Below are 18,827 nucleotides of genomic sequence, written 5' to 3' on the forward strand. Positions count from 1 at the left end.
ATGACGCAGGACGGGCGACGGCTGGCAGGCCGGGTCGCCGTGGTGACGGGCGGGGCCAGTGGAATCGGGCTGGCCTCGGTGCACAGGCTCGCGGCCGAGGGGGCCAGGGTGGTGGTCGGCGACGTCGACCAGGACGGCGGGGCGGCCGCGGCCGAGGCGGTGGACGGGCTGTTCGTGCGGGTCGACGTGACCGACGAGGCCCAGGTCGAGGCCCTGTTCCAGGCCGCTGTCGACACCTACGGCAGCGTGGACGTGGCGTTCAACAACGCGGGCATCTCCCCGCCGGAGGACGACTCCATCCTCACCACCGGCCTGGACGCCTGGCGCCGGGTGCAGGAGGTCAACCTGACCTCGGTGTTCCTCTGCAGCAAGCACGCCATCGGCCACATGCGCCGCCAGGGCCGCGGCTCGGTGATCAACACGGCCTCGTTCGTCGCGGTCATGGGCGCGGCCACCTCGCAGGTCTCCTACACCGCGTCCAAGGGCGGCGTGCTGGCCCTGAGCCGGGAGCTGGGCGTGCAGTTCGCCCGTGAGGGCATCCGCGTCAACGCGCTGTGCCCCGGCCCGGTGAACACGCCGCTGCTGCGCGAGCTGTTCGCCAAGGACCCCGAGCGGGCCGCGCGCAGGCTCGTGCACATCCCGCTGGGCCGCTTCGCCGAGCCCGAGGAGATCGCCGCCGCCGTCGCGTTCCTCGCCAGCGACGACTCCTCGTTCATGACCGCCTCCTCGTTCCTGGTCGACGGGGGCATCTCGGGTGCCTATGTCACTCCCCTCTGAGCCGGTCCCGCAGGTCCTCGCCGACGCGCTGTTCCGCCCGGTCCGGGCGGGCAACGCGTTCGAGGAGACGATGGAACGCATGCTCCAGGCCATCCGCCTTGGCGTCGTCCCCCCGGGCGGCAGGCTCCCGCCCGAACGGGAGCTGGCCGCCCGCCTGGGGGTGAGCCGCGTCACTCTCCGCGAGGCGCTGCGCGCCCTCCAGGAAGCGGGCTACGTCGAGTCCCGCCGCGGCCGGTACGGCGGCACCTTCGTCCGCCCGACCTCCGCCGACAACCTGCCCCTGCCGCCCCCGGGCGACCTGGAGGACACCCTCACGCTCCGCCTTGCCCTGGAGACCGGTGCCGCCGAGGCCGCGGCCGCGCGCGCCCTCACCCCGCAGTCCCGCCGCCACCTCCGCGCCCGCCTGGACGACTGCACCGCCGCCCCGCTGGCCGACTACCGCCGCACCGACTCCCGCCTCCACCTGGCCATCGCCGAGGCGACCGGCGCGCCGTCGCTGACCGGGGCGGTGGCCGACGTCCGTACCCGCCTGAACGCCCTGCTCGCGTCGATCCCGCTGATCCCCACCAACATCGAGCACTCGGACGACCAGCACCGCGCCATCATCGACGCCATCCTCGCGGGCGATCCCGTGGCCGCTCGTACCGCGATGGCCGAGCACATCTCCGGTACCGCGTCCCTCCTGCGCGGCTTCCTCGCCTGAGGACTGTCCACATGGTTCTCGGGATCGACCGTGGTTTCGTCCTGGTCGTCGTGGGTGTATCGGGCCTCTGGAGATCTTTTCGCCGGTTATCCACACCCTGGTCGGTTCAATCGCGGGTTTGGTCGCGGGGTATCGACCTCGGGCAAGATCGCATGACTTTCCGGGCGGGCGGCGTTTCGCGTCGGGATGGAGCAAGGAATGAGGCGAGGAGTATTCATGCGGGGCATCGGTGTCGGATTCGGGTCGCGGGAGATCATTGCGCGGACGGATTTGTCCACGGATGTCGGTAAGCTGGATTCGGGCGGCGGAGGCGGGCAACCCCGGGGCTGTCCGGGTCGTGTCTCCTGGGGGGATGGCCGGACTCACGCCATGGGAACGCCCGGGTGACCTATCGTCTTCGCAACGGACCGGCATCGAACGGCGCAGGGAGTGGACAGGTGCAGGACGACCATCGACACTCGACGCCCCCCACGGGGGCGCGAGGGCCGGTGCGCCCAGCCGGTCCGCCCACCCGGTCGGCCGCGCCTACCGGGGCCGAGACCGGCGGGCCCGGTGCCGACGAGGCCGCGGCGGCTGGATCCGCCGCTGGTCAGGCAGCTGATCGGCGGCCGGGCTCCGGACCGCAGCGGGCTGGTCGGCAGCCGGGCGCACCGGTTGAGCGGTCGAACCGTCAGCCTGCCGGGCGCGATGTCAACGGGCGGGACCCGGATCGGCAGACACCTGTTCGACGGAACGGCACCCGCCCGGCACCTGAGCAGCAGCCCCCGACTCGACGCCCCGGTGGACAGGCCGCCGGGAGGACCGATCGGCAGCTCGCGGAACCCCAGCCCCGAGACCCCGGTCGACCAGCCCCTGATCGGCCGGATCAGGTCGGTCCAGCACCGGACCGGCAGGGCTCACCGGACCGGCAGGCACGGCCGCGACGTGTCCCGGGCCGAGCGGACCCGGACGGATCGGCCTCCGCCGGACAGAACCCCGCCCAGCAGAGTCCGGCGCGCCGACATCCCGAGAACCCGGCGCCGGTGCGTCCGGGATCGACTCGACGCCGCCAGGACGCCGATGGGTCTGCTCCCGCCGGGCGGGATACGGATCGCCAGGACCCCGGTGGCGCGCAGCCGCGCTCGGGCCCGGGTAGCGCGCCTGGACAAGGCGCGGACCCGCGGGGTTCGGATCCACGAGGGGCGCGGCGCGCGCCGGGCGGGCCGGATGTCGAAGGGGCTGACCCGGGGCGACGCGGCTCGGAACGGCAGGACTCCGGTCGGCTCGCTCGGCAGGGGCAACGCCCGGACCAGGGTGGTTCGCCTCGTCGGGAGCCCGGTCGGCAAGGCTCGGGCCTGCGTGGGCCCGCTGGGCAGGGGCGGAAGAACCCGGCGGAGGCACGTACCGAGATCCTGCGGCCCGTCAGCCCGCCGGTGGACGAGCCCACGGAGTTCATCACCGTGCACCGGGGCGACCTGGGGGGCGCGATCTACCGCGACCCCGCCACCGAGGACCTGACGCCGCTCCCCGCCACCGAGGATGCCCCCGGGCACGACCGGGACGACCGGGACGGCGACCGAGACGACCAGCACGACGAGCACGACGAGACGCACGCGGACGGCCAGGAGGCCGACGAGCGGCCCGAGCCGCGCAAGCTCGGGACCGGGGCCGCCATCGTGCGGACGGCGGGCGAGGTCATGGTCACCCTTGGCCTGGTCATGCTGTTGTTCGTCGTCTACGAGGTCTGGGTCACCGACCTGATCTCCGCGGGCAAGCAGGAGGACGTCACCGTCGCGCTGGACGAGCAGTGGCAGCACCCGACGGACGCCGGGCCGGAGCGGCAGGAGCGGTTCCAGTTCGCCGAGGGGCAGGGGATGGCCAAGCTGTACATCCCCGCGCTCGGCGAGGACTACAAGTTCACCGTGGTCGAGGGCACCTCCGAGCGGGACCTGGAGATCGGCCCCGGCCACTACGCGCACTCCGCCCTGCCCGGTCAGGCGGGCAACTTCGCCGTCGCCGGGCACCGGGTCGGCAAGGGCGCGCCGTTCAACGACCTCGACCTGATCCAGGCGTGTGACGCGATCGTGGTGGAGACCGAGACGCACTGGTACGTCTACCGGCTGCTGCCCACCCCGGACGACGCCCGGGACTGGGCCGCGAAGGCCGCCGACCCACGGTGTGCCGGGTCGGCCGACTCGGCGAAGGTGGAGCCGCTCGGCGGCGAGTACGCGGCCGCGGTGGGCAGGCAGATCGTGTCGCCGTCGCAGAGCGAGGTCGTGGCGCCGGTGCCGGGGAACGCGAAAGCGACGACGCCGCCGGACCAGCGGAAGAAAATGATCACATTGACCACCTGCCACCCGAAGTTCTCGAATCGGCAGCGAATGATCCTGCAGGGGATCATGGTGCGCGAGCAGGCGAAGAACCCGGCCGATCAAGGGGCGGTCCCGGCCGAGTTGCGCGAGACCGGCTGAAGATCCGCCCAAACCCGCCGGACCGCATCGTTACCGACATTTACCCAACTCGGTGAACATCCGCTCGCCAACGCGCGCCCGCCCAGGACGCGCGGCACATTCCGAAACGTCGGAAAGTGCTTCCGTGGTTGGGAGTTGGCATGTCCAAATCGAGAGCGGCACGTCGCACACTGGCGGCCGCGCTGGCGGCGACGGCCGCGGCGGCGGGAGTGGTGTTCGTGTCCTCTCCCGTCGAGGCGTCCATCGAACGCGGGCTCACGCTCGCGTACGACAGTGAGGTCTACGGCGACTTCCTGCAGACGGGCAACGGCAGTCTGCGTTGTCCGGACGTCACAGATCCCGTCGACCCGTTCGGTGAGCCCCGCACGACCTGTGCCACCACACAGGACCGTTCGAACGTCTCCGCCACCGGTATCAACGACAGCTACTACATGCGGTGGGCCGACGTCGACTCCATCGACGAGACCTACAACTCCTCCACGGCCAGCCTCACCATCCCGACCGGTGCCAAGGTCGACTTCGCCCGGCTGAACTGGGGCGGCAACACCGGCAAGTTCCGCGGTGACGACGGCGTCATGTCCGAGCAGACCGGGTGCAGCTCCCGACAGGTGCTCGCGGACGCCGGTTCGGCGAACAAGCCCACGGGCAGCCCGAGCAGCACGCAGGTCTGGTTCACCACGGGCGGTTCGACGCTCACCTACCTCCCCGCGGTGGTGAACTCGGACTCGACCGCCAACATCCCCAACTCCCAGCCGCAGTACTACACGGCGTACGCCGACGTGACCGGCCAGGTCCAGGGCCTGGCGAGCGGCTCGGCGCAGACCATCGGCGTCGGCAACGTCTGGACCCCGGAGGGCTTCGGCTGCTACGGCGGCTGGTCGCTGGAGGTCGTCTACTACTACGACGCCCCGGACGCGACCAACGCCCCGGTCAAGCGGCACGTCTTCGTCTACGACGGACACATCCGGCAGTCCTCCAGCGACAGCGCGGTGTCCCAGACGATCAACAACTTCACCGCCATCAGCAACAACGTGCACGCGGGCGTCACCGCCTACGAGGGCGACTTCAACCTCAACGGCGACACGTTCTCGATCAACAGCACCGCGCAGGGCGAGCCGCTGGCGACCGGCACGACGAACAACTTCTTCGTCGGCAACGCGCCGGGCAAGCTGAGCCCGTCGGTCGCGAACAACATGAGCGTCGACTCGAAGCGGTGGACCACCTCCGCCGTCCTGGCGGGCGACCTCTCCGCCACCATGGGCTTCACCACCACGAACGACACGTTCGTGCTGGAGGGCATGGCGATGTCGGTGCCGGTGGCCTCGCTCACGGTGGCGAAGACGATCACCTCGGGCGGGCCGTTCCGGCCGGGTGACACCGTGCCCTACCAGATCGTCGTGACCTCCCCGGGCGCGACCGCCTCGACCGTGGCGGTGTCCGACCCGTTGGTGTCCAACTGCGACAAGACCATCGGCGCGTTGGCCGCGGACACCCCGTACACGTACACGTGCAGCGGGCCCGCGCCGCAGAACGACTTCACCAACGTCGCCAACGCGTCCGGCCTCGGCCCGTACGGCGAGGAGATCTCCGGCCAGGGCAAGGTGGACGTCGACGTGTTCCACCCGTCGATCGCGATCACCAAGACCGCGGACAAGGCGAACTACGCGGCGGGCGAGACGATCACCTTCACCATCACCGTCCACAACGACGGCGACAGCCCGCTGACCGGCGTGGCCGTCACCGACGCCAAGGTGGCCGGTTGCGCCTCCACCATCGGCAGCCTGGGCACCGGCGGCAGCAACAGCTACACCTGCACCGCGACGGCACCGATCACCGGCGACAGCAACACGGCCACGGTGACGGGTACCGACCAGCTGGGCGGCACGGTCACCGACAGCGACACGGCGAGCGTCCCGACCGTCGGCGCGGTGTCCGGCAAGGTGTTCTCCGACCGCGAGAACAACGGCACCTTCGACGCGGGCTCCAGCGACTCCGGCATCAGCGGCGTCGCGATCGCCCTCACCGGCAGCACCACCATCGGCAGCAACCCGGTCAACCTGAACACGACCACCGCCTCGGATGGCACGTTCAGCTTCCCGAACATCCAGGCGGGCACCTACACGCTCACCGAGACGCAGCCGACCGACTTCGACGCGGGCACCGGCACCCCCGGCACCAACGCGACGAAGGTCAACGACAACTCCTTCACGGTGACGTTGCTCCAGGGCGCCAACAGCGCGAACAACCTGTTCGCCGAGAAGCCGACCTCCAGCTTCGCGGGCTCGGTCTACATCGACGCGAACAACGACGGCATCCGGCAGGGCGCCGAGACCGGCATCCAGAACACGCTGGTCTCGCTGGCGGGCACCGACTCCCAGGGCAACGCGATCTCGCTGACCATGTCGACCGACAGCAACGGCCTGTTCATGTTCCCGGCGCTGCGCCAGGGCATCTACAGCCTCGCCGAGAACCAGCCGCTCGGGTACTCCGACGGCAAGGACACGGCGGGCACGTCCGGCGGCTCGACCACGATCAGCGACCTGATCAGCGGTATCAGCCTGGCGGCGCGCACCGACGCGACCGGTTACCTGTTCGGCGAGTACGTCGCGTCCTCGATCACCGGCTCGGTGGTGGACGACGCGGGCAACCCGATCCAGGGCGCCACCGTCACGCTGAGCATGCAGGGCGGCGGCACCACCCCGGGCAGCACGGCCTCCAACGGCCAGTTCGTGTTCCCGAACCTGGCGCCGGGCACCTACACGCTGACCGAGACCCAGCCGCTCGGCTACGGTGACGGCCCCGAGACGGCGGGCCTCCCGGCGGGCAACATCACCGTCAACGACGTGATCAGCGGCATCGTGATCGCGTCCAACACCGCGGCGGTCAACTACAAGTTCGCCGAGACCCGCGGCTCGATCGCCGGGTTCGTCTACGTCGACAAGAACAACAACGGCCTGATGGACCCCGGTGAGGCGCCGATCCAGAACGCGTCGGTGACGCTGACCGGCATGGATGTCCGGGGCAACCCGGTCAACACGCCCGTCACCTCCGGCCCGACCGGCAGCTTCCTGTTCAGCGGCCTGGTCGCGAGCACCAACTACACGCTCACCGAGGTCACCCCGAGCGGGTACACCGACGGCAAGGAGACGGTCGGCACGGCCAGCGGCACGAACAACACGGCCGACTCGATCAGCGGTATCAACCTGACCGCGGGCACCAACGCCACCGGCTACCTGTTCGGCGAGTACATGCCTGGCTCGCTCGCCGGTCGGGTGGTTGACGACGGCGGGAACGGCATCAAGAACGTCTCGCTGCTGCTCACCGGGGTCGGCGCGCCGATCCCGGCCACGACGAACAGCAACGGCGACTTCTCCTTCCCGAACCTGGTACCCGGCACGTACTCGCTGCTGGAGGGCCAGCCCACTGGCTACGCCGACGGCGCGGACGAGGCGGGCACCCTGGGCGGCACGCTCAGCGGCACCGACCAGATCGACGGCATCGTCGTGAACTCCGGTGACGAGGGCAGCGAGTACCTGTTCAGCGAGATCCGCGGCTCGATCAAGGGCGTCGTCTACGAGGACAAGAACAACAACGGCGTCCAGGACCCGAACGAGCCCGGCATCGGCAACGTCCCGGTGGTGCTGACGGGCACCGACGCCAACGGTGACCCGGTCAACGTCCAGGTCACGTCCGTCGCGGGCACCACCGAGGCGGACGCGGGCACCGGTGACTTCTCGGTGACCGGCGGCGCGGTCGACCCGCCCGGCACGTTCACCTTCATGGACGTGGTCGGCGGCGAGTACTCCCTGTCGGAGAACACCCCGGAGGGCTACCTCGACGGCAAGGAGACGGCGGGTACCGCGGGCGGTTCGAGCCTGCCGCCGGACGAGATCGTCGGCATCGCGCTCACCGGCGGCCAGAACGCCACCGGCTACCGGTTCGGCGAGCTGATGGGTGCCTCGATCAGCGGCATGGTGACCTACACCAACGTCGACGGGCCCAACCCGATCGACAACGTGCTGCTCACCCTCACCGGCAAGGACGATCTCAACGCGGACGTCAACGAGCAGATCCGCACCGACAGCGACGGCGTGTTCACCTTCGATGGCCTGCGCCCGAGCGGTGTCGGCGGCTACACGCTGACCGAGGAGAGCCTGCTGCCGCAGTACCTGCACCTCGGGCAGGCGGCGGGCAGCGCGGGTGGTATCACCACGCTCCCGCACGTGATCAGCGGGATCGCCCTCGACCCGGCCGAGAAGGCGAGCGAGTACGAGTTCACCGAGAAGCTGGGCTCGCTCAGCGGCAAGGTGTTCCAGGACTTCAACGACAACGGCATCCAGGACCCGGCCGTTCCGGCAGGTCCGAGCACCCCGGCCATCCCGGCCGAGCCGGGCATCCCGGGTGTCACGGTCACGTTGACCTACCTGGGCGTGGCGACGTCGAACCCACCGGTCACCGCCGTGACGAAGGGGGACGGGTCGTACAACTTCCCGAACCTCCTCGGCGGTGAGTACACGCTGACCGAGACCCAGCCCGCGAACTACGCGGACGGCCTCGACAAGCCGGGCGGTTCGAGCTCGACCCCGAACGGCACCCTGGAACCGCCGGACACGATCACCGACATCGAGCTGTCCGCGGGCGCCGATCTTGAGGGCTACACCTTCGCCGAGAAGGGCGGCATCATCAACGGCACGGTGTGGCGGGACGAGAACAGCAACGGGACCATCGACATCGATGAGACCGTGCGCTACCCGGGCGTCACGATCACGCTGAAGACGGCGGGCGGCCAGGACGTGACCACCGCGACCACCAACTCGCAGGGTGTCTACTCCTTCAAGGACATCCCGGGCGGCAGCTACGTGGTGGTCGAGAGCCAGCCGGTCGGCCTCGGGTCGTCCACTCCGGACTCCGTGCCGGTGACGCTGTCGGTCGTGCCGGTTGCCAGGGCGGCCGCCGAGCCGAACCCGACCGGTGCCGTGGTCAACTTCGGTGACCAGCTCGGCCTCATCGGCGATCTGGTGTGGAGCGACACCAACGGCAACGGCCTGCAGGACTCCGGCGAACCCGGCGTCCAGGGCGTGACGGTGATCCTGTTCAACGAGGCGGGCACCGAGGTCACCAGGACCACGACCAACACCGACGGCGTCTACTGGTTCCGCAACATCGAGGTGGGCAACTACACGGTCGGCATCGAGCCGCCGACCGGGAAGGTGCTGACCAAGCCGGGTGTGGCCGGGGACGACAAGAACTCGGACTTCAACTGGGTCACGATGAAGACCGCGACCATCCCGATCCAGGTCGTGGCGGCCATGATCCCGCAGCTGACCACCATCGACGCCGGTCTGGTGAACAAGCTGACCGACCTCTCGGTCGGCGTCACGACCGACACCCCGAGCGCCACCATCGGCGCCACCGTGGTGTTCAGCGCCAAGGTCACCAACGCGGGCACGGTGCCGGTCAAGGGCGCCCGGACCACGATCAAGGTCCCGGACGGCCTGAAGATCGTCTCGGCGGGCGGCACCGCCGTTGCCGCGAACGACTTCGGCACCGAGTCGGTCGACGGCGACGCCTTCCAGGCGGAGGCGGCGGCCGTGTGGACCTGCACGATCAGCGGCCAGATCGCGACCTGCACCACGGACGCGACGATCCTGCCCGGACAGTCGACCAGCCCGGTGCTGGTGAACACGACCGCGCTCACCACGGTCGCCGACACCACCGCGATCGCGGGCGTCACGCTGGCCGACGGCACGGCCGACGACAACTCGGCCAACGACGCCGCCCAGGCGGTCGTGGGCGTCGTCGCCCCGACCGAGACCACGACGACCGGCACGTCCACGAGCGGCACGCTCGCCAGCACCGGCGCCAATGTCCGGTGGCTCTTCTACGGCGGCGCGCTGCTGATCGTGATCGGCTGCGCCACGGTCTTCCTGGTCCGCAGGCGGAAGGGGAACAACACCCCGGAATGAGAGTGAGTAGTCGCTGAAACAGCGGGCTCGCCGATCTTCGGCGGGCCCGCTGTTTCGTCCTGTTGATCACGGGTGGTGAGGCTGATGCAACGCGGGCGGTACTCGTTCGTTATCTGATTTCACCTGAACAGCCCAAATTGTGGATCAAGGACTTGCCTCGGTAGCTCTTGCGACGTAAACCATCACCCATCGGTGGTCAGATGGGCGGAGGAGCGATGGACCGAGCGGTCAACGCGAACTGGCAAGGCTTCTGGGACGACCTGCCGCACGAGAGCGGCCTGGCGGTCTGGGACAGCGCGCCGGAGGTCACCGCCGTCGCCCACTTACCGCTGTTCGAACAGCACTTCGCCGTGGACCTGCCGGTGCTCGACATCGGGTGCGGCAACGGCACTCAGTCGGCGGCGCTCGCAGGCCACTTCGAGCGGGTGCTGGGGCTCGACTTCGCGCCGTCCGCGATCGCGCACGCGCAAGCGTTGCAGGCCGCCGCCGGGGTGGAGTTCCGGACGTTCGACCTGGCGGACGTGGCCGGTGCGCGGGCGTTGCATGCGGAGCTGGGCGACGTCAACGTGTACATGCGGGGGGTGTTGCACCAGATGCCGGACGAGCGGCGGGGGGATGCGGCTGCCGCCCTGGCCGTACTGTTGGGGAATGGCGGGCATCTGTTCGCGGTGGAGTTGTCGCCTGCTGCCGGGTTGACGATCAAGGACGCTATTTCGGAGGGGCCCTCGGCCGTGCCGAAGATGCGACAGGTGTTCAAGCACAATCTGACGCCCGCGGCTTGGGACGAGGGGAAGCTGGAGGCTGTGCTGGCGGGGGCCGGGCTGGCGGTCGTGGAGTCCGGGGCGGTCGTGTTGGAGAGCACGGATACGTTGGCCAATGGGGACCGGTTGGATTTGCCGATGAATTATGTGGTGGCTCGGCGAGGGTGAGTTGTTCGGGCGCGGGCCGAGGGCTTCTTTTACGACTGGCCTTCGGCCTGCGCCTGGATCTTTCGGCCCGCTCACTTTCGGTATCAGGGCGGCGAGGCCAGGCGGGCGGGCAACCCCTGCATGATCCATCCCACGACCCCTCCCCTGGGGGGACCGGCGGGGCTAAGGTCGCGGGGGTGTCGATGGGCCCTGGGGGTGGAGTGTGATCGAGCGGATCCTGCCGGTCGACGTGGTGGCCGTGGAAGCCTTCGCCGATCCGCCGGACGCCGTGCTGCTTCCCGAGGAGGAGGCGGTCGTCGCCAAGGCGGTCGACAAGCGACGTAGGGAGTTCACCACCGTCCGTCACTGTGCCCGCCAGGCGCTGGCACGTCTTGGCCGGGAGCCGGTCGCGATCCTTCCCGGTGAGCGGGGCGCTCCCGGGTGGCCGGACGGCATCGTCGGGAGCATGACGCACTGTGCCGGTTACCGGGCGGCCGTGTTGGCGGAGGACAAGGTGGTCACCTCGCTCGGTATCGATGCCGAGCCGCACGTGACCCTGCCGGACGGGGTGCTGGACGCGGTCTCGCTGCCGGACGAGCGGGAGCACCTCGCCGCGCTCGCGGCCGCCGAACCCGGTGTGCACTGGGACAAGCTGCTGTTCGCCGCCAAGGAAAGTGTCTACAAGACCTGGTTCCCGTTGGCGCGCAAATGGCTCGGCTTCTCGGATGCCCGCATCCGCCTTGCCCGGGACGGGACGTTCACGGCGGAGCTGCTGGTTCCCGGGCCGCAGGTGAACGGGGCCGAGCTGCGGGGATTCGACGGGCGCTGGACGACCGGTGACGGGCTCGTGGTCGCCGCGATCGCGATGGTCTAGTCGAACAGGGACGGTTGGCCGTTGGGGGCCGCGCCCTCGATGCCAAGCATGCGGAGCTTGGTGACCGCGCCATCGCCCGCCGAGAAGCCGCCGACCTTGCCGTTCGCGCCGAGGACGCGGTGGCAGGGGATGACGATCGGGTACGGGTTGCGGCCGAGTGCCTGGCCGACTGCCTGGGCCGAGCCGGGCAGGCCGAGGCGGGTGGCGACCTCGCCGTAGGTCAGGGTGTCGCCGGGCGGGATGGCGCGGGCGATGGCGTAGACGCGGCGGTCGAAGTCGGGGATGTCGGTCGGGTCGACCTCGATGTCGGTGAGGTCGTCGCGGTCGCCGGTCAGCAGGGCGGTCATCCGGGCGATCGCGGCGCGAATGTGTGCTGGTGGTTCGGCTTCGTCGGACGCGTATCGGCGCAGGCGGGCGACCGTGGCGGATTCGCGACGTTCCGGCAGTTGCACGGCGGTAATGCCCTGCGGACCCCACGCGACGCCGCAGCGGCCGATGGCCGTGTCGAAAAGGGCGAATCCGCTCGTCTCGGTTTCCACTCCGACAGTGTGCCGCACCGCACCGACAAAGCGGCCCCCTCCCGAAACCGAGAGGGGGCCGCGAAGGTCGTTTCTCAGGAGTGCAGGAGCTGGTTGAAGAACGCGCGGTAGCGGCGGAGTGCCTGGCGCAGTTCCTCGGTCTGCGCGTCGGCGCCGCTCTGCCATTGCTCCTCCAGGCCGCGCTTGTGCTCGGTGAAGGTGGCGGCGAGCGCCTGCATGACCTCGGCGACCAGGTGGTCCGCGTTGCGCACGGCGTCCCGCGGGTCGTCGACGAAGGTTCCCTGGATGCCCGACCACTGGGCCCGGAAACGTTCGACCTCGTCGTCGCTGAACAGGTCGGCGCCGGGTTCCTCGGCGTCGGTCGCGACCGGGACGCCCGCGGCGCGGTGCTCCTGCTGGACCGGGATGGCCGCGGTCGGCGTGGTGTCCGCGGGTGTGGTGACCTCGGCCGGGCCGGTGTACAGGTCGGCGTCGGTCGGCCCGCGGTACGGGTCGGCGGCCTCGGGGGTGGTGCTGTCGGGGGTGGTGACGTCGGCCTCGACGGGCTCGCCGTACCGGTCGTCCGCGGTGGCCGGTCGGGGCGACTCGTGCACCGCGTCGCGGTCGAACGCGTCCGGGTCGGTGCGGTCCGGGTCGGGGGTGTCGGTGTGGCCTCTGTCGGTGTGTTCAGCGGCCCCGGTGTATTCGGGGGCGTTGCGTTCGGGGTCGGGGTGAGCGCTGCCCGGGTGGTCGGTGTCGCGGCCGCGGGTGCCGCCAAGCAGGTCCTCGGTCTGCAGCTGGTCGTCGCTCTGGTTCTGTCGCAAGGGAAAGGCCTTCCGTGTGCCAGGGAGGGGAAGGGGGTGTCAGGCCTGACCGGCGTGGTGGTCGGTGGGGGCCACCTGGCCGTTCGCGTGCTGGTCGGTGGTGCGCGGCCGCGGGATCTCGGTGTCCGCGCCGTCGCCGAGCAGGTCCTGGAACAGCGAGCGGTAACGCACGATCGCCTCGCGCAGGTCCTCGGTGGACACGTCGCCGGCGTCCTGGCGCAGCCGCACCGCGTGCGCCAGCCGGTAATGCTCCACAGTGGACGAATGGCGCACGGACAGGTCGGCGAAACGCTGGTCGGCGTCCCCGTCGAGCGGGTAGCCGCGGTCCGCCATCAGGGCGGTGACCAGACGGTCCGCCTCCTCGACGGCCTCCGCCGGGCGGTCGACGAACCGCTCCTGCACGGCCGCCCAGTCCGCGGTGTAGCGCTCGCGCTCGTCCGCGGACAGCGTGCGCAGCTCGAACTGGGCGTGCCGCTTCTCGCGTTCGACCAGCTCCCGCTCGGCCTCGCGCTTGGGGTGCTCGCGCAGCAGCCGCTCGTACTCGCCGCCGAACCGCGAGCGCAGCCGTCGGGTGTGGGTCTGCGACCGCACCACCACGGCGACCAACGCGATGATGACGACGACCGCGACGACGATGCCGATGATCGCGCCAGTGGACATCGGATTCTCCTTCCGGACTGGGAAAACCGCGTGCTGTGTCCGCGTCCCGGTTCGGGCTCTACTTACCCGGGGCCCCGGAAGGCGAAACGGCTTCGCCGGACGTTGGTCCGATAGGCGCAGTCTGCCCCGGTCAGCAACCGCAGTCGGAAACCGTGGTGAGCGGATCGGCCATCCGGTCGCGCAACTCCCCGGCCACTGGAAGCCCTTCCCGCGCCCAGTATTCGAATCCGCCGAGCATTTCCCGGACCTGGTAGCCGAGCCGCGCGAACGCCAGTGCCGCGCGGGTCGCGCCGTTGCAACCGGGACCCCAGCAATAGGTGACGACCCGCGCACCGATCGGCACGAGCTCGGCGGCGCGCGCGGCGATGTCGGCGGTGGGCAGGTGGATCGCGTCCGGGATGTGTCCCTGCGCCCAGGCCGCGGCCGAGCGCGAGTCGACCACGACCAGGTCGGGCTCGCCCGCCAGGAGTGCGGCGCGGACGTCGGAGACGTCGGTCTCGAAGGTGAGTCTGGCGGTGAAGTGGGCGACGGCGTCGGTGTTCATGTCGGAATCCTGCGACGGCGGGGGTGGTCGGGGACAGTGGCGCTGACGACGCTGTGCGCTAATATCTCGCCATCCACACCGTGACCGTCCTGGCCTATGACGGCCTGTCCGCCTTCGAACTCGGCATCGTGACCGAGGTCTTCGGCCTACCCCGCCCGGAACTCGGCATCGACTGGTACCGGCTGACCATCTGCGCCCCCGCCGCGGTCCGCATGGTCGGCGGCGCCACCCTGACCGCCGACGCGGACCTGTCGGCCATGGCCGACGCCGACACGGTGATCGTCCCCGGGGTGCCGAACGTCCACACGCGAGTCTCACCGGCCGTCGTCGAGGCACTCCGCTCCGCGCACGCCCGAGGCGCTCGGCTGGTGTCGATCTGCTCGGGAGCCTTCGCGTTGGCCGAGACGGGCTTGCTCGACGGCCGCCGCGCCGCCACGCATTGGCGTTACGCGGATCTGTTGGCGCGGCGCTATCCGGCCGTGCGGGTCGATGCCGACGTGCTCTATGTCGACGACGGGGATGTGTTGACCAGCGCCGGTAGTGCTGCCGGTATCGACCTATGCCTGCACCTTGTCCGCGCCGACCACGGCACCGCGATCGCCAACGCGGTGGCGCGGCGGTTGGTGGTGCCGCCGCATCGGGAAGGCGGGCAGGCGCAGTTCATCGAGTCGCCGGTGCCCGCGCCCGCGGATGACGCCGTGAGCGTGAGCATGGCCTGGGCGTTGGCGAACCTGACCGAGTCGATCACGGTCGATCTGCTGGCGCGGCGCGCGCATCTGTCGGCGCGCACGTATCTGCGGCGGTTCAAGCAGGCGAGTGGGACCAGTCCTATTCGTTGGCTTATCACCCAGCGCGTACAGGCGAGCCTGCCGTTGCTGGAGACGGGGGAGCAGTCGATCGAGGAGATCGCCGCAGCGGTCGGGTTCGACAGCCCGGTGACCTATCGGCACCACTTCACGCGCGCGTTGCACACGTCCCCATCGGCCTACCGCCGAGCCTTCCGCGCCCGCTGACGTTTCTCGTACGCCCGCGGTGCTTCCGGATCGCGTCCTGGGTGGTGGGCTCGATGGGGCGTGTCGACCTGGCAGGTGTCGCGGGCCCTGGTCTATTTGCCGCGTTCGATGGCGACCAGGGACGGGTCGGCGATCTGGTAGCCGACACCGCGGACGGTGCGGATCAGGTCGGTGTTGGTGTCGATCTTGCCGCGCAGCCTGCGGACGTGCACGTCCACCGTCCGCTCGCTGACGTACAAGGTCCGCCAGACCTGGCTCATCAGGGCGCGCCTGCGGTGGACGCGCTCCGGGTGCGATGCCAGGTACAGCAGCAGGTCGAACTCCAACCGCGTCAGCACCACCTCGCGGTCGCGCCACAGCACGCGGCGGGCGTCGGCCTGGACGCGCAGCGGGGCGGTCTTGCGGGGGAGCGGGACGAGCTTGGCGGGGGCCTTGGGCTGGTCCACGGTGACGGCGAGCCCGTCGTCGCCGAGCGCGCGCAGCGCCTGGACCAGGCCTTCGGTGAGCGCCGGGACCCGGTCGGGCTCGGCGGTGAGGTGGACGGTGAGCGTGATCCGGGTCGGTTGCCCGGCCTTGCTGAGCGGAGTGGCCATGGGGATCCCTGCTGATCGCACGTGACGGGGGCGGTGGTTCGGCGTCAGCGCCGACATCGCCCTCCCGTGATCGGGTCGGGACGCACGGCCACAGTCGACCAGCCGGGTGGCGGCCGGTCAACGGTGTCCGGAGGGTGGGACTACTCCGCGTAGTGCTCGGTGGTCAGGTATGGGTGCAGCACGTCGGTGCCGCGCGGCAGGAACCACTCGTCGAAGTCGAGGCCGGGGGTGCCGAGCAGGTCGATCTCGTCCTCGCCGGTCTCCTCGTCCAGGTCGTAGACCCGCTCGTGGTCCAGGTCGGCGAACACGTGCTCGTCGAACGCGGCGAACATCTCCTTGACCGGCAGCTCGTCGAGCAGGCCTGCCAGGTCCAGCTGCACACCGGTCTCGGCCTTGAGCACGTGCAGCGCGAGCGCCTCCGCGGTGCACAGCGGCGGGGTCCAATCCGGCTGCGAGAGCCGGTAGCCCAGGATCGCGGTGACTACCAGGAACTGCTTGGCGAACAGCGCGCCGTAGTGCTCGGCGTAGCGAGCGGGCAGCTGGTTGAGCACGCTGAGCGCCTCGACCTCGCCTGCCGAGCCCTCCGCGTCCTCCAGCTCCTGCACGTCCGCGAACAGCTCGTCGGTGAGGATCTCCATGGCCTGCACCATGGCGCCCGCGACCAGCCGGGCCGCGTCGGCGGACACCGCGGTGTCCGGGTCGGCCGGGTCGTGCCCGAACGCCTCGGGGCCGAACGCGCGCAGCGCGTCCGCGGCGCCGCGCAGCTCCTCGCGCAGGGCGGCGACCTCCTCCTCGGTCAGCTCGGCGTCGTCGTCCTCCAGCTCCTCGACCGCGTCGCCCTCGCCGAGCGCGGCGGCCAGGTCGTCGTCGGAGGCGATGACCTCGCAGCGGCCGACCGACCAGCCGGACAGCAGCTCGGTCTGGGCGAGCAGCTCGGTCAGCACGTGCCGGGCCGCCTCCTCGGCGAACGACAGCGCCGGGGCGTCCAGCAGCCAGGTGATGACGGCCCCGCTCGGGTGCACCGCGACCCGGTGGTCCAGCGGTTCCACCTCGACCCCGTCCGGGCCCTCGATCCCGGCGAGCAGGTCGAGCTGCTCGTCCAGCAGGGCGGCGACACCGTGCCGCTGCAGCGGGTCGAGTTCCGCGGTGTCGGAGGGCGGGGTGACGTCGGCGGTGAGCTGGTATTCCACGCGGGCAGTTTAGGAGCGCCGCTCACTCCCGGCTCGCGCGACCCACCGTCAGTCCGACGGCGGGCAGCGGCCGCAGGTACGGGCCGTCGGCACCGGTGTCGGCGCACTCCACGACCAGGTCGGCACGCCTGCCGCGGACGCGCAGCGTGGCGACCGCGTTGCCGAAGTAGGGCCCCGCGATCTTGCGCCAGTCCACCGGCAGCGGTCGGATCTCGGGCGACCGGTACATCCACCACCGCAGCACCCGGGCCAGCGGCCGCCACCAGCTGACCCGGAACAGCGGCCGCATGTACCGCTCGACGCTGTTGTGCACGGGCGAGCAGGTCAGCTGGTAGACCCGGGCGTTCACCGGCCGGTCGAACGTGGCCTCCGCCGCGTACACGTGGTGCACATCGCCGGACAGCACGCTCACCGTCGCCGCCGAACCCTCCGCGATGCGCCGAATCAGCCGGGTCAGCCGGTCGCTGGACTGCCGGAACGACGGCCAGTGCTCCAGGTCGGCGCCCTGCCGCAGCTTCTCCGCGAGCCGCCCGCGCCAGTCGGTGCGGCGGCAGGCCACCTCGTTCATCGACTGCACGTGGCTGATCACCGGCGGCATCAGCCAGGGCAGCGACGAGCCGATCAGCAGATGGTCGTAGTCGCCGTCGGCGTTGTCCTCGATCCACTCGAACTCGCCGTCGCCGACCATGGACCGCCTGCCGTCCTTGAGGATCCGGCCGGACCGGGTGTCGATCACCAGCAGCCGCACGTTCCCGAAGTCCCGCCGGTAGCTCCACCGCACACCCTTGCGGCCGTTGTACTCGTGCGTCGCCACATCGGCGAACCCGGCCAGCACGGCCGCCGCGTCGCCCTCGGCGGCGGTGACCTTGCGGTAGGTCTCGTCGGCGGCCAGCTCGGTGGGGGAGAGGTTGCCGAGATGCTGGTAGACCCAGTACGACACCAGCGCCCCGCGTTCCCGCTCGGCCCACCACGACGTCCGCTCGATGGCGTCGCGCCAGGTCTGCGAGGTGTTCCAGTCGTCCCGCACGTCGTGGTCGTCGAAGATCATCGAGATCGGCACGGTCGAGAACAGCCAGCGCACCGACGGCGACGACCACGCCTCCAGGTAGAGGTGGGTGTACTCGGTGAAGTCCGCGACCTCGGTCCCGGGCGGCTCGGTGATGTCGCGGCGGGCGGCGATCCAGGCCTGGGTGGCCTTGCTGGTCTCGTCCGCATAGACCTGGTCACCCAGGAGCACCAGCGAGTGCGGCCACTCCGACTCGTCCTGCCCGGCCATCCGGTTCGCGTAGGCGGCGAGCGCGTCGGTGCCCCAGAGCTCGTGCTCCTCCGGGTCGTCGCTCTCCGGTTTGCGGCAGGAGCCGAACAGCAGGAGGAAGTCGGAGTCGTCCTCGGGGAGGGTGCGGATGCGGCTGGGCGGGCGGTCGTCGGGCAGCGGCCAGCGCGGGGTGCCGTCGAGGCGCACCTGGTACTCGGTCACCGAGCCCGGCGCCAGGTCGGTGAGTGCGACCAGCGCGTAGTGGTGCCCGGTGACCTCGAACGTGCGGGCGGCCGCGGCGGCCTGGCCTGCGGTGTCGGTGATGGTCACCTCGCAGGCCGCGTCGGTCTCCACCCAGACGGTGGCCGACGTCCGGTCCACGTGTCGCAGGATCGGGCCGAGTACCAGGTCGGGCATGAATCCTCCTCGGTTTCGTCCGGTAGGTACCCCGATCCGCGCCCGCCTCACAGCCCACCCGACATCTCGGTGATCAGGTGGACATCGACCCGCACGACCGGTGGCCGAGCAGGCCGCAGACGGCCCCGGCGGTGG

At 70.6% G+C, this 18,827-nt stretch carries 14 protein-coding genes; 7 read left to right on the forward strand and 7 right to left on the reverse strand.

Features of this window, described 5'->3' with window-relative positions; all coding sequences use genetic code 11:
* The 6 genes from C503_RS0121000 to C503_RS0121025 all read left to right on the forward strand — a co-directional run bounded on the left by C503_RS0121000 (nt 1) and on the right by C503_RS0121025 (nt 11,678).
* Nucleotides 1-777, forward strand: a complete 777-nt coding sequence (locus C503_RS0121000; RefSeq protein ID WP_018684192.1) for a 3-oxoacyl-ACP reductase — start codon at nt 1-3, stop codon at nt 775-777.
* Complete coding sequence (locus tag C503_RS0121005) at nt 761-1,480, forward strand: FadR/GntR family transcriptional regulator (RefSeq protein WP_018684193.1); 720 nt, start codon at nt 761-763, stop codon at nt 1,478-1,480. The genes C503_RS0121000 and C503_RS0121005 overlap by 17 nt, the downstream gene beginning before the upstream one ends.
* A 1,412-nt stretch (nt 1,481-2,892) precedes the next feature.
* Nucleotides 2,893-3,930, forward strand: coding sequence for a class E sortase (locus C503_RS0121010; RefSeq protein WP_018684194.1), 1,038 nt, complete (start codon nt 2,893-2,895; stop codon nt 3,928-3,930).
* 140 nt (nt 3,931-4,070) lie between these two features.
* A complete protein-coding gene (locus tag C503_RS43465; protein ID WP_018684195.1) occupies nt 4,071-9,896 on the forward strand; it encodes an SdrD B-like domain-containing protein in 5,826 nt (1,941 codons plus the stop codon).
* Between the two features lie 215 nt (nt 9,897-10,111).
* Nucleotides 10,112-10,825: a class I SAM-dependent methyltransferase gene (locus C503_RS0121020; RefSeq protein WP_018684196.1), complete on the forward strand. Its 714-nt coding sequence runs from the start codon at nt 10,112-10,114 to the stop codon at nt 10,823-10,825.
* A 202-nt stretch (nt 10,826-11,027) separates the two neighbouring features.
* Complete coding sequence (locus C503_RS0121025; RefSeq protein WP_018684197.1) at nt 11,028-11,678, forward strand: 4'-phosphopantetheinyl transferase family protein; 651 nt, start codon at nt 11,028-11,030, stop codon at nt 11,676-11,678.
* On the opposite strand, the gene C503_RS0121030 is transcribed toward C503_RS0121025, so the two are convergent.
* From C503_RS0121030 to C503_RS0121045, 4 genes are all read right to left on the reverse strand, one after another.
* Complete coding sequence (locus C503_RS0121030; protein WP_018684198.1) at nt 11,675-12,217, reverse strand: methylated-DNA--[protein]-cysteine S-methyltransferase; 543 nt, start codon at nt 12,215-12,217, stop codon at nt 11,675-11,677. The genes C503_RS0121025 and C503_RS0121030 overlap by 4 nt on opposite strands.
* Nucleotides 12,218-12,291: 74 nt before the next feature.
* A complete protein-coding gene (locus C503_RS46105; RefSeq protein ID WP_018684199.1) occupies nt 12,292-13,020 on the reverse strand; it encodes a hypothetical protein in 729 nt (242 codons plus the stop codon).
* A gap of 39 nt (nt 13,021-13,059) precedes the next feature.
* On the reverse strand, nt 13,060-13,680 hold the full coding sequence (locus C503_RS0121040; protein WP_018684200.1) for a hypothetical protein: 621 nt from the start codon (nt 13,678-13,680) through the stop codon (nt 13,060-13,062).
* 130 nt (nt 13,681-13,810) lie between these two features.
* Entirely contained in the window at nt 13,811-14,224 is a 414-nt protein-coding gene (locus tag C503_RS0121045; RefSeq protein WP_018684201.1) for a rhodanese-like domain-containing protein, read from the reverse strand.
* A gap of 71 nt (nt 14,225-14,295) precedes the next feature.
* Between C503_RS0121045 and C503_RS0121050 the strand changes: the two genes are divergently transcribed.
* Nucleotides 14,296-15,237: a helix-turn-helix domain-containing protein gene (locus tag C503_RS0121050; RefSeq protein ID WP_026316530.1), complete on the forward strand. Its 942-nt coding sequence runs from the start codon at nt 14,296-14,298 to the stop codon at nt 15,235-15,237.
* A 92-nt stretch (nt 15,238-15,329) separates the two neighbouring features.
* Here the strand turns inward: C503_RS0121050 and C503_RS40210 are convergent, their stop codons facing one another.
* The 3 genes from C503_RS40210 to C503_RS0121065 all read right to left on the reverse strand — a co-directional run bounded on the left by C503_RS40210 (nt 15,330) and on the right by C503_RS0121065 (nt 18,692).
* Nucleotides 15,330-15,830, reverse strand: coding sequence for a winged helix-turn-helix domain-containing protein (locus C503_RS40210; RefSeq protein ID WP_018684203.1), 501 nt, complete (start codon nt 15,828-15,830; stop codon nt 15,330-15,332).
* Nucleotides 15,831-15,970: 140 nt separating this feature from the next.
* Nucleotides 15,971-17,020 (reverse strand): hypothetical protein, encoded by a 1,050-nt coding sequence (locus C503_RS0121060; RefSeq protein ID WP_018684204.1) that lies wholly within the window; start codon nt 17,018-17,020, stop codon nt 15,971-15,973.
* Nucleotides 17,021-17,042: 22 nt separating this feature from the next.
* Complete coding sequence (locus C503_RS0121065; protein WP_018684205.1) at nt 17,043-18,692, reverse strand: alkaline phosphatase D family protein; 1,650 nt, start codon at nt 18,690-18,692, stop codon at nt 17,043-17,045.
* Between the last annotated feature and the right edge of the window lie 135 nt (nt 18,693-18,827).

It is taken from the genome of Actinokineospora enzanensis DSM 44649, assembly GCF_000374445.1.
GTDB classification, from domain to species: domain Bacteria; phylum Actinomycetota; class Actinomycetes; order Mycobacteriales; family Pseudonocardiaceae; genus Actinokineospora; species Actinokineospora enzanensis.

Bases quoted from the DNA above. Each gene is read 5' to 3' on its own strand.
- C503_RS0121000 (WP_018684192.1), top strand. From the start codon at position 1: ATGACGCAGGACGGGCGACGGCTGGCAGGCCGGGTCGCCGTGGTGACG.
- C503_RS0121005 (WP_018684193.1), top strand. From the start codon at position 761: ATGTCACTCCCCTCTGAGCCGGTCCCGCAGGTCCTCGCCGACGCGCTG.
- C503_RS0121045 (WP_018684201.1), bottom strand. From the start codon at position 14,224: ATGAACACCGACGCCGTCGCCCACTTCACCGCCAGACTCACCTTCGAG.
- C503_RS0121065 (WP_018684205.1), bottom strand. From the start codon at position 18,692: ATGCCCGACCTGGTACTCGGCCCGATCCTGCGACACGTGGACCGGACG.
- C503_RS0121040 (WP_018684200.1), bottom strand. From the start codon at position 13,680: ATGTCCACTGGCGCGATCATCGGCATCGTCGTCGCGGTCGTCGTCATC.
- C503_RS40210 (WP_018684203.1), bottom strand. From the start codon at position 15,830: ATGGCCACTCCGCTCAGCAAGGCCGGGCAACCGACCCGGATCACGCTC.
- C503_RS0121020 (WP_018684196.1), top strand. From the start codon at position 10,112: ATGGACCGAGCGGTCAACGCGAACTGGCAAGGCTTCTGGGACGACCTG.
- C503_RS43465 (WP_018684195.1), top strand. From the start codon at position 4,071: ATGTCCAAATCGAGAGCGGCACGTCGCACACTGGCGGCCGCGCTGGCG.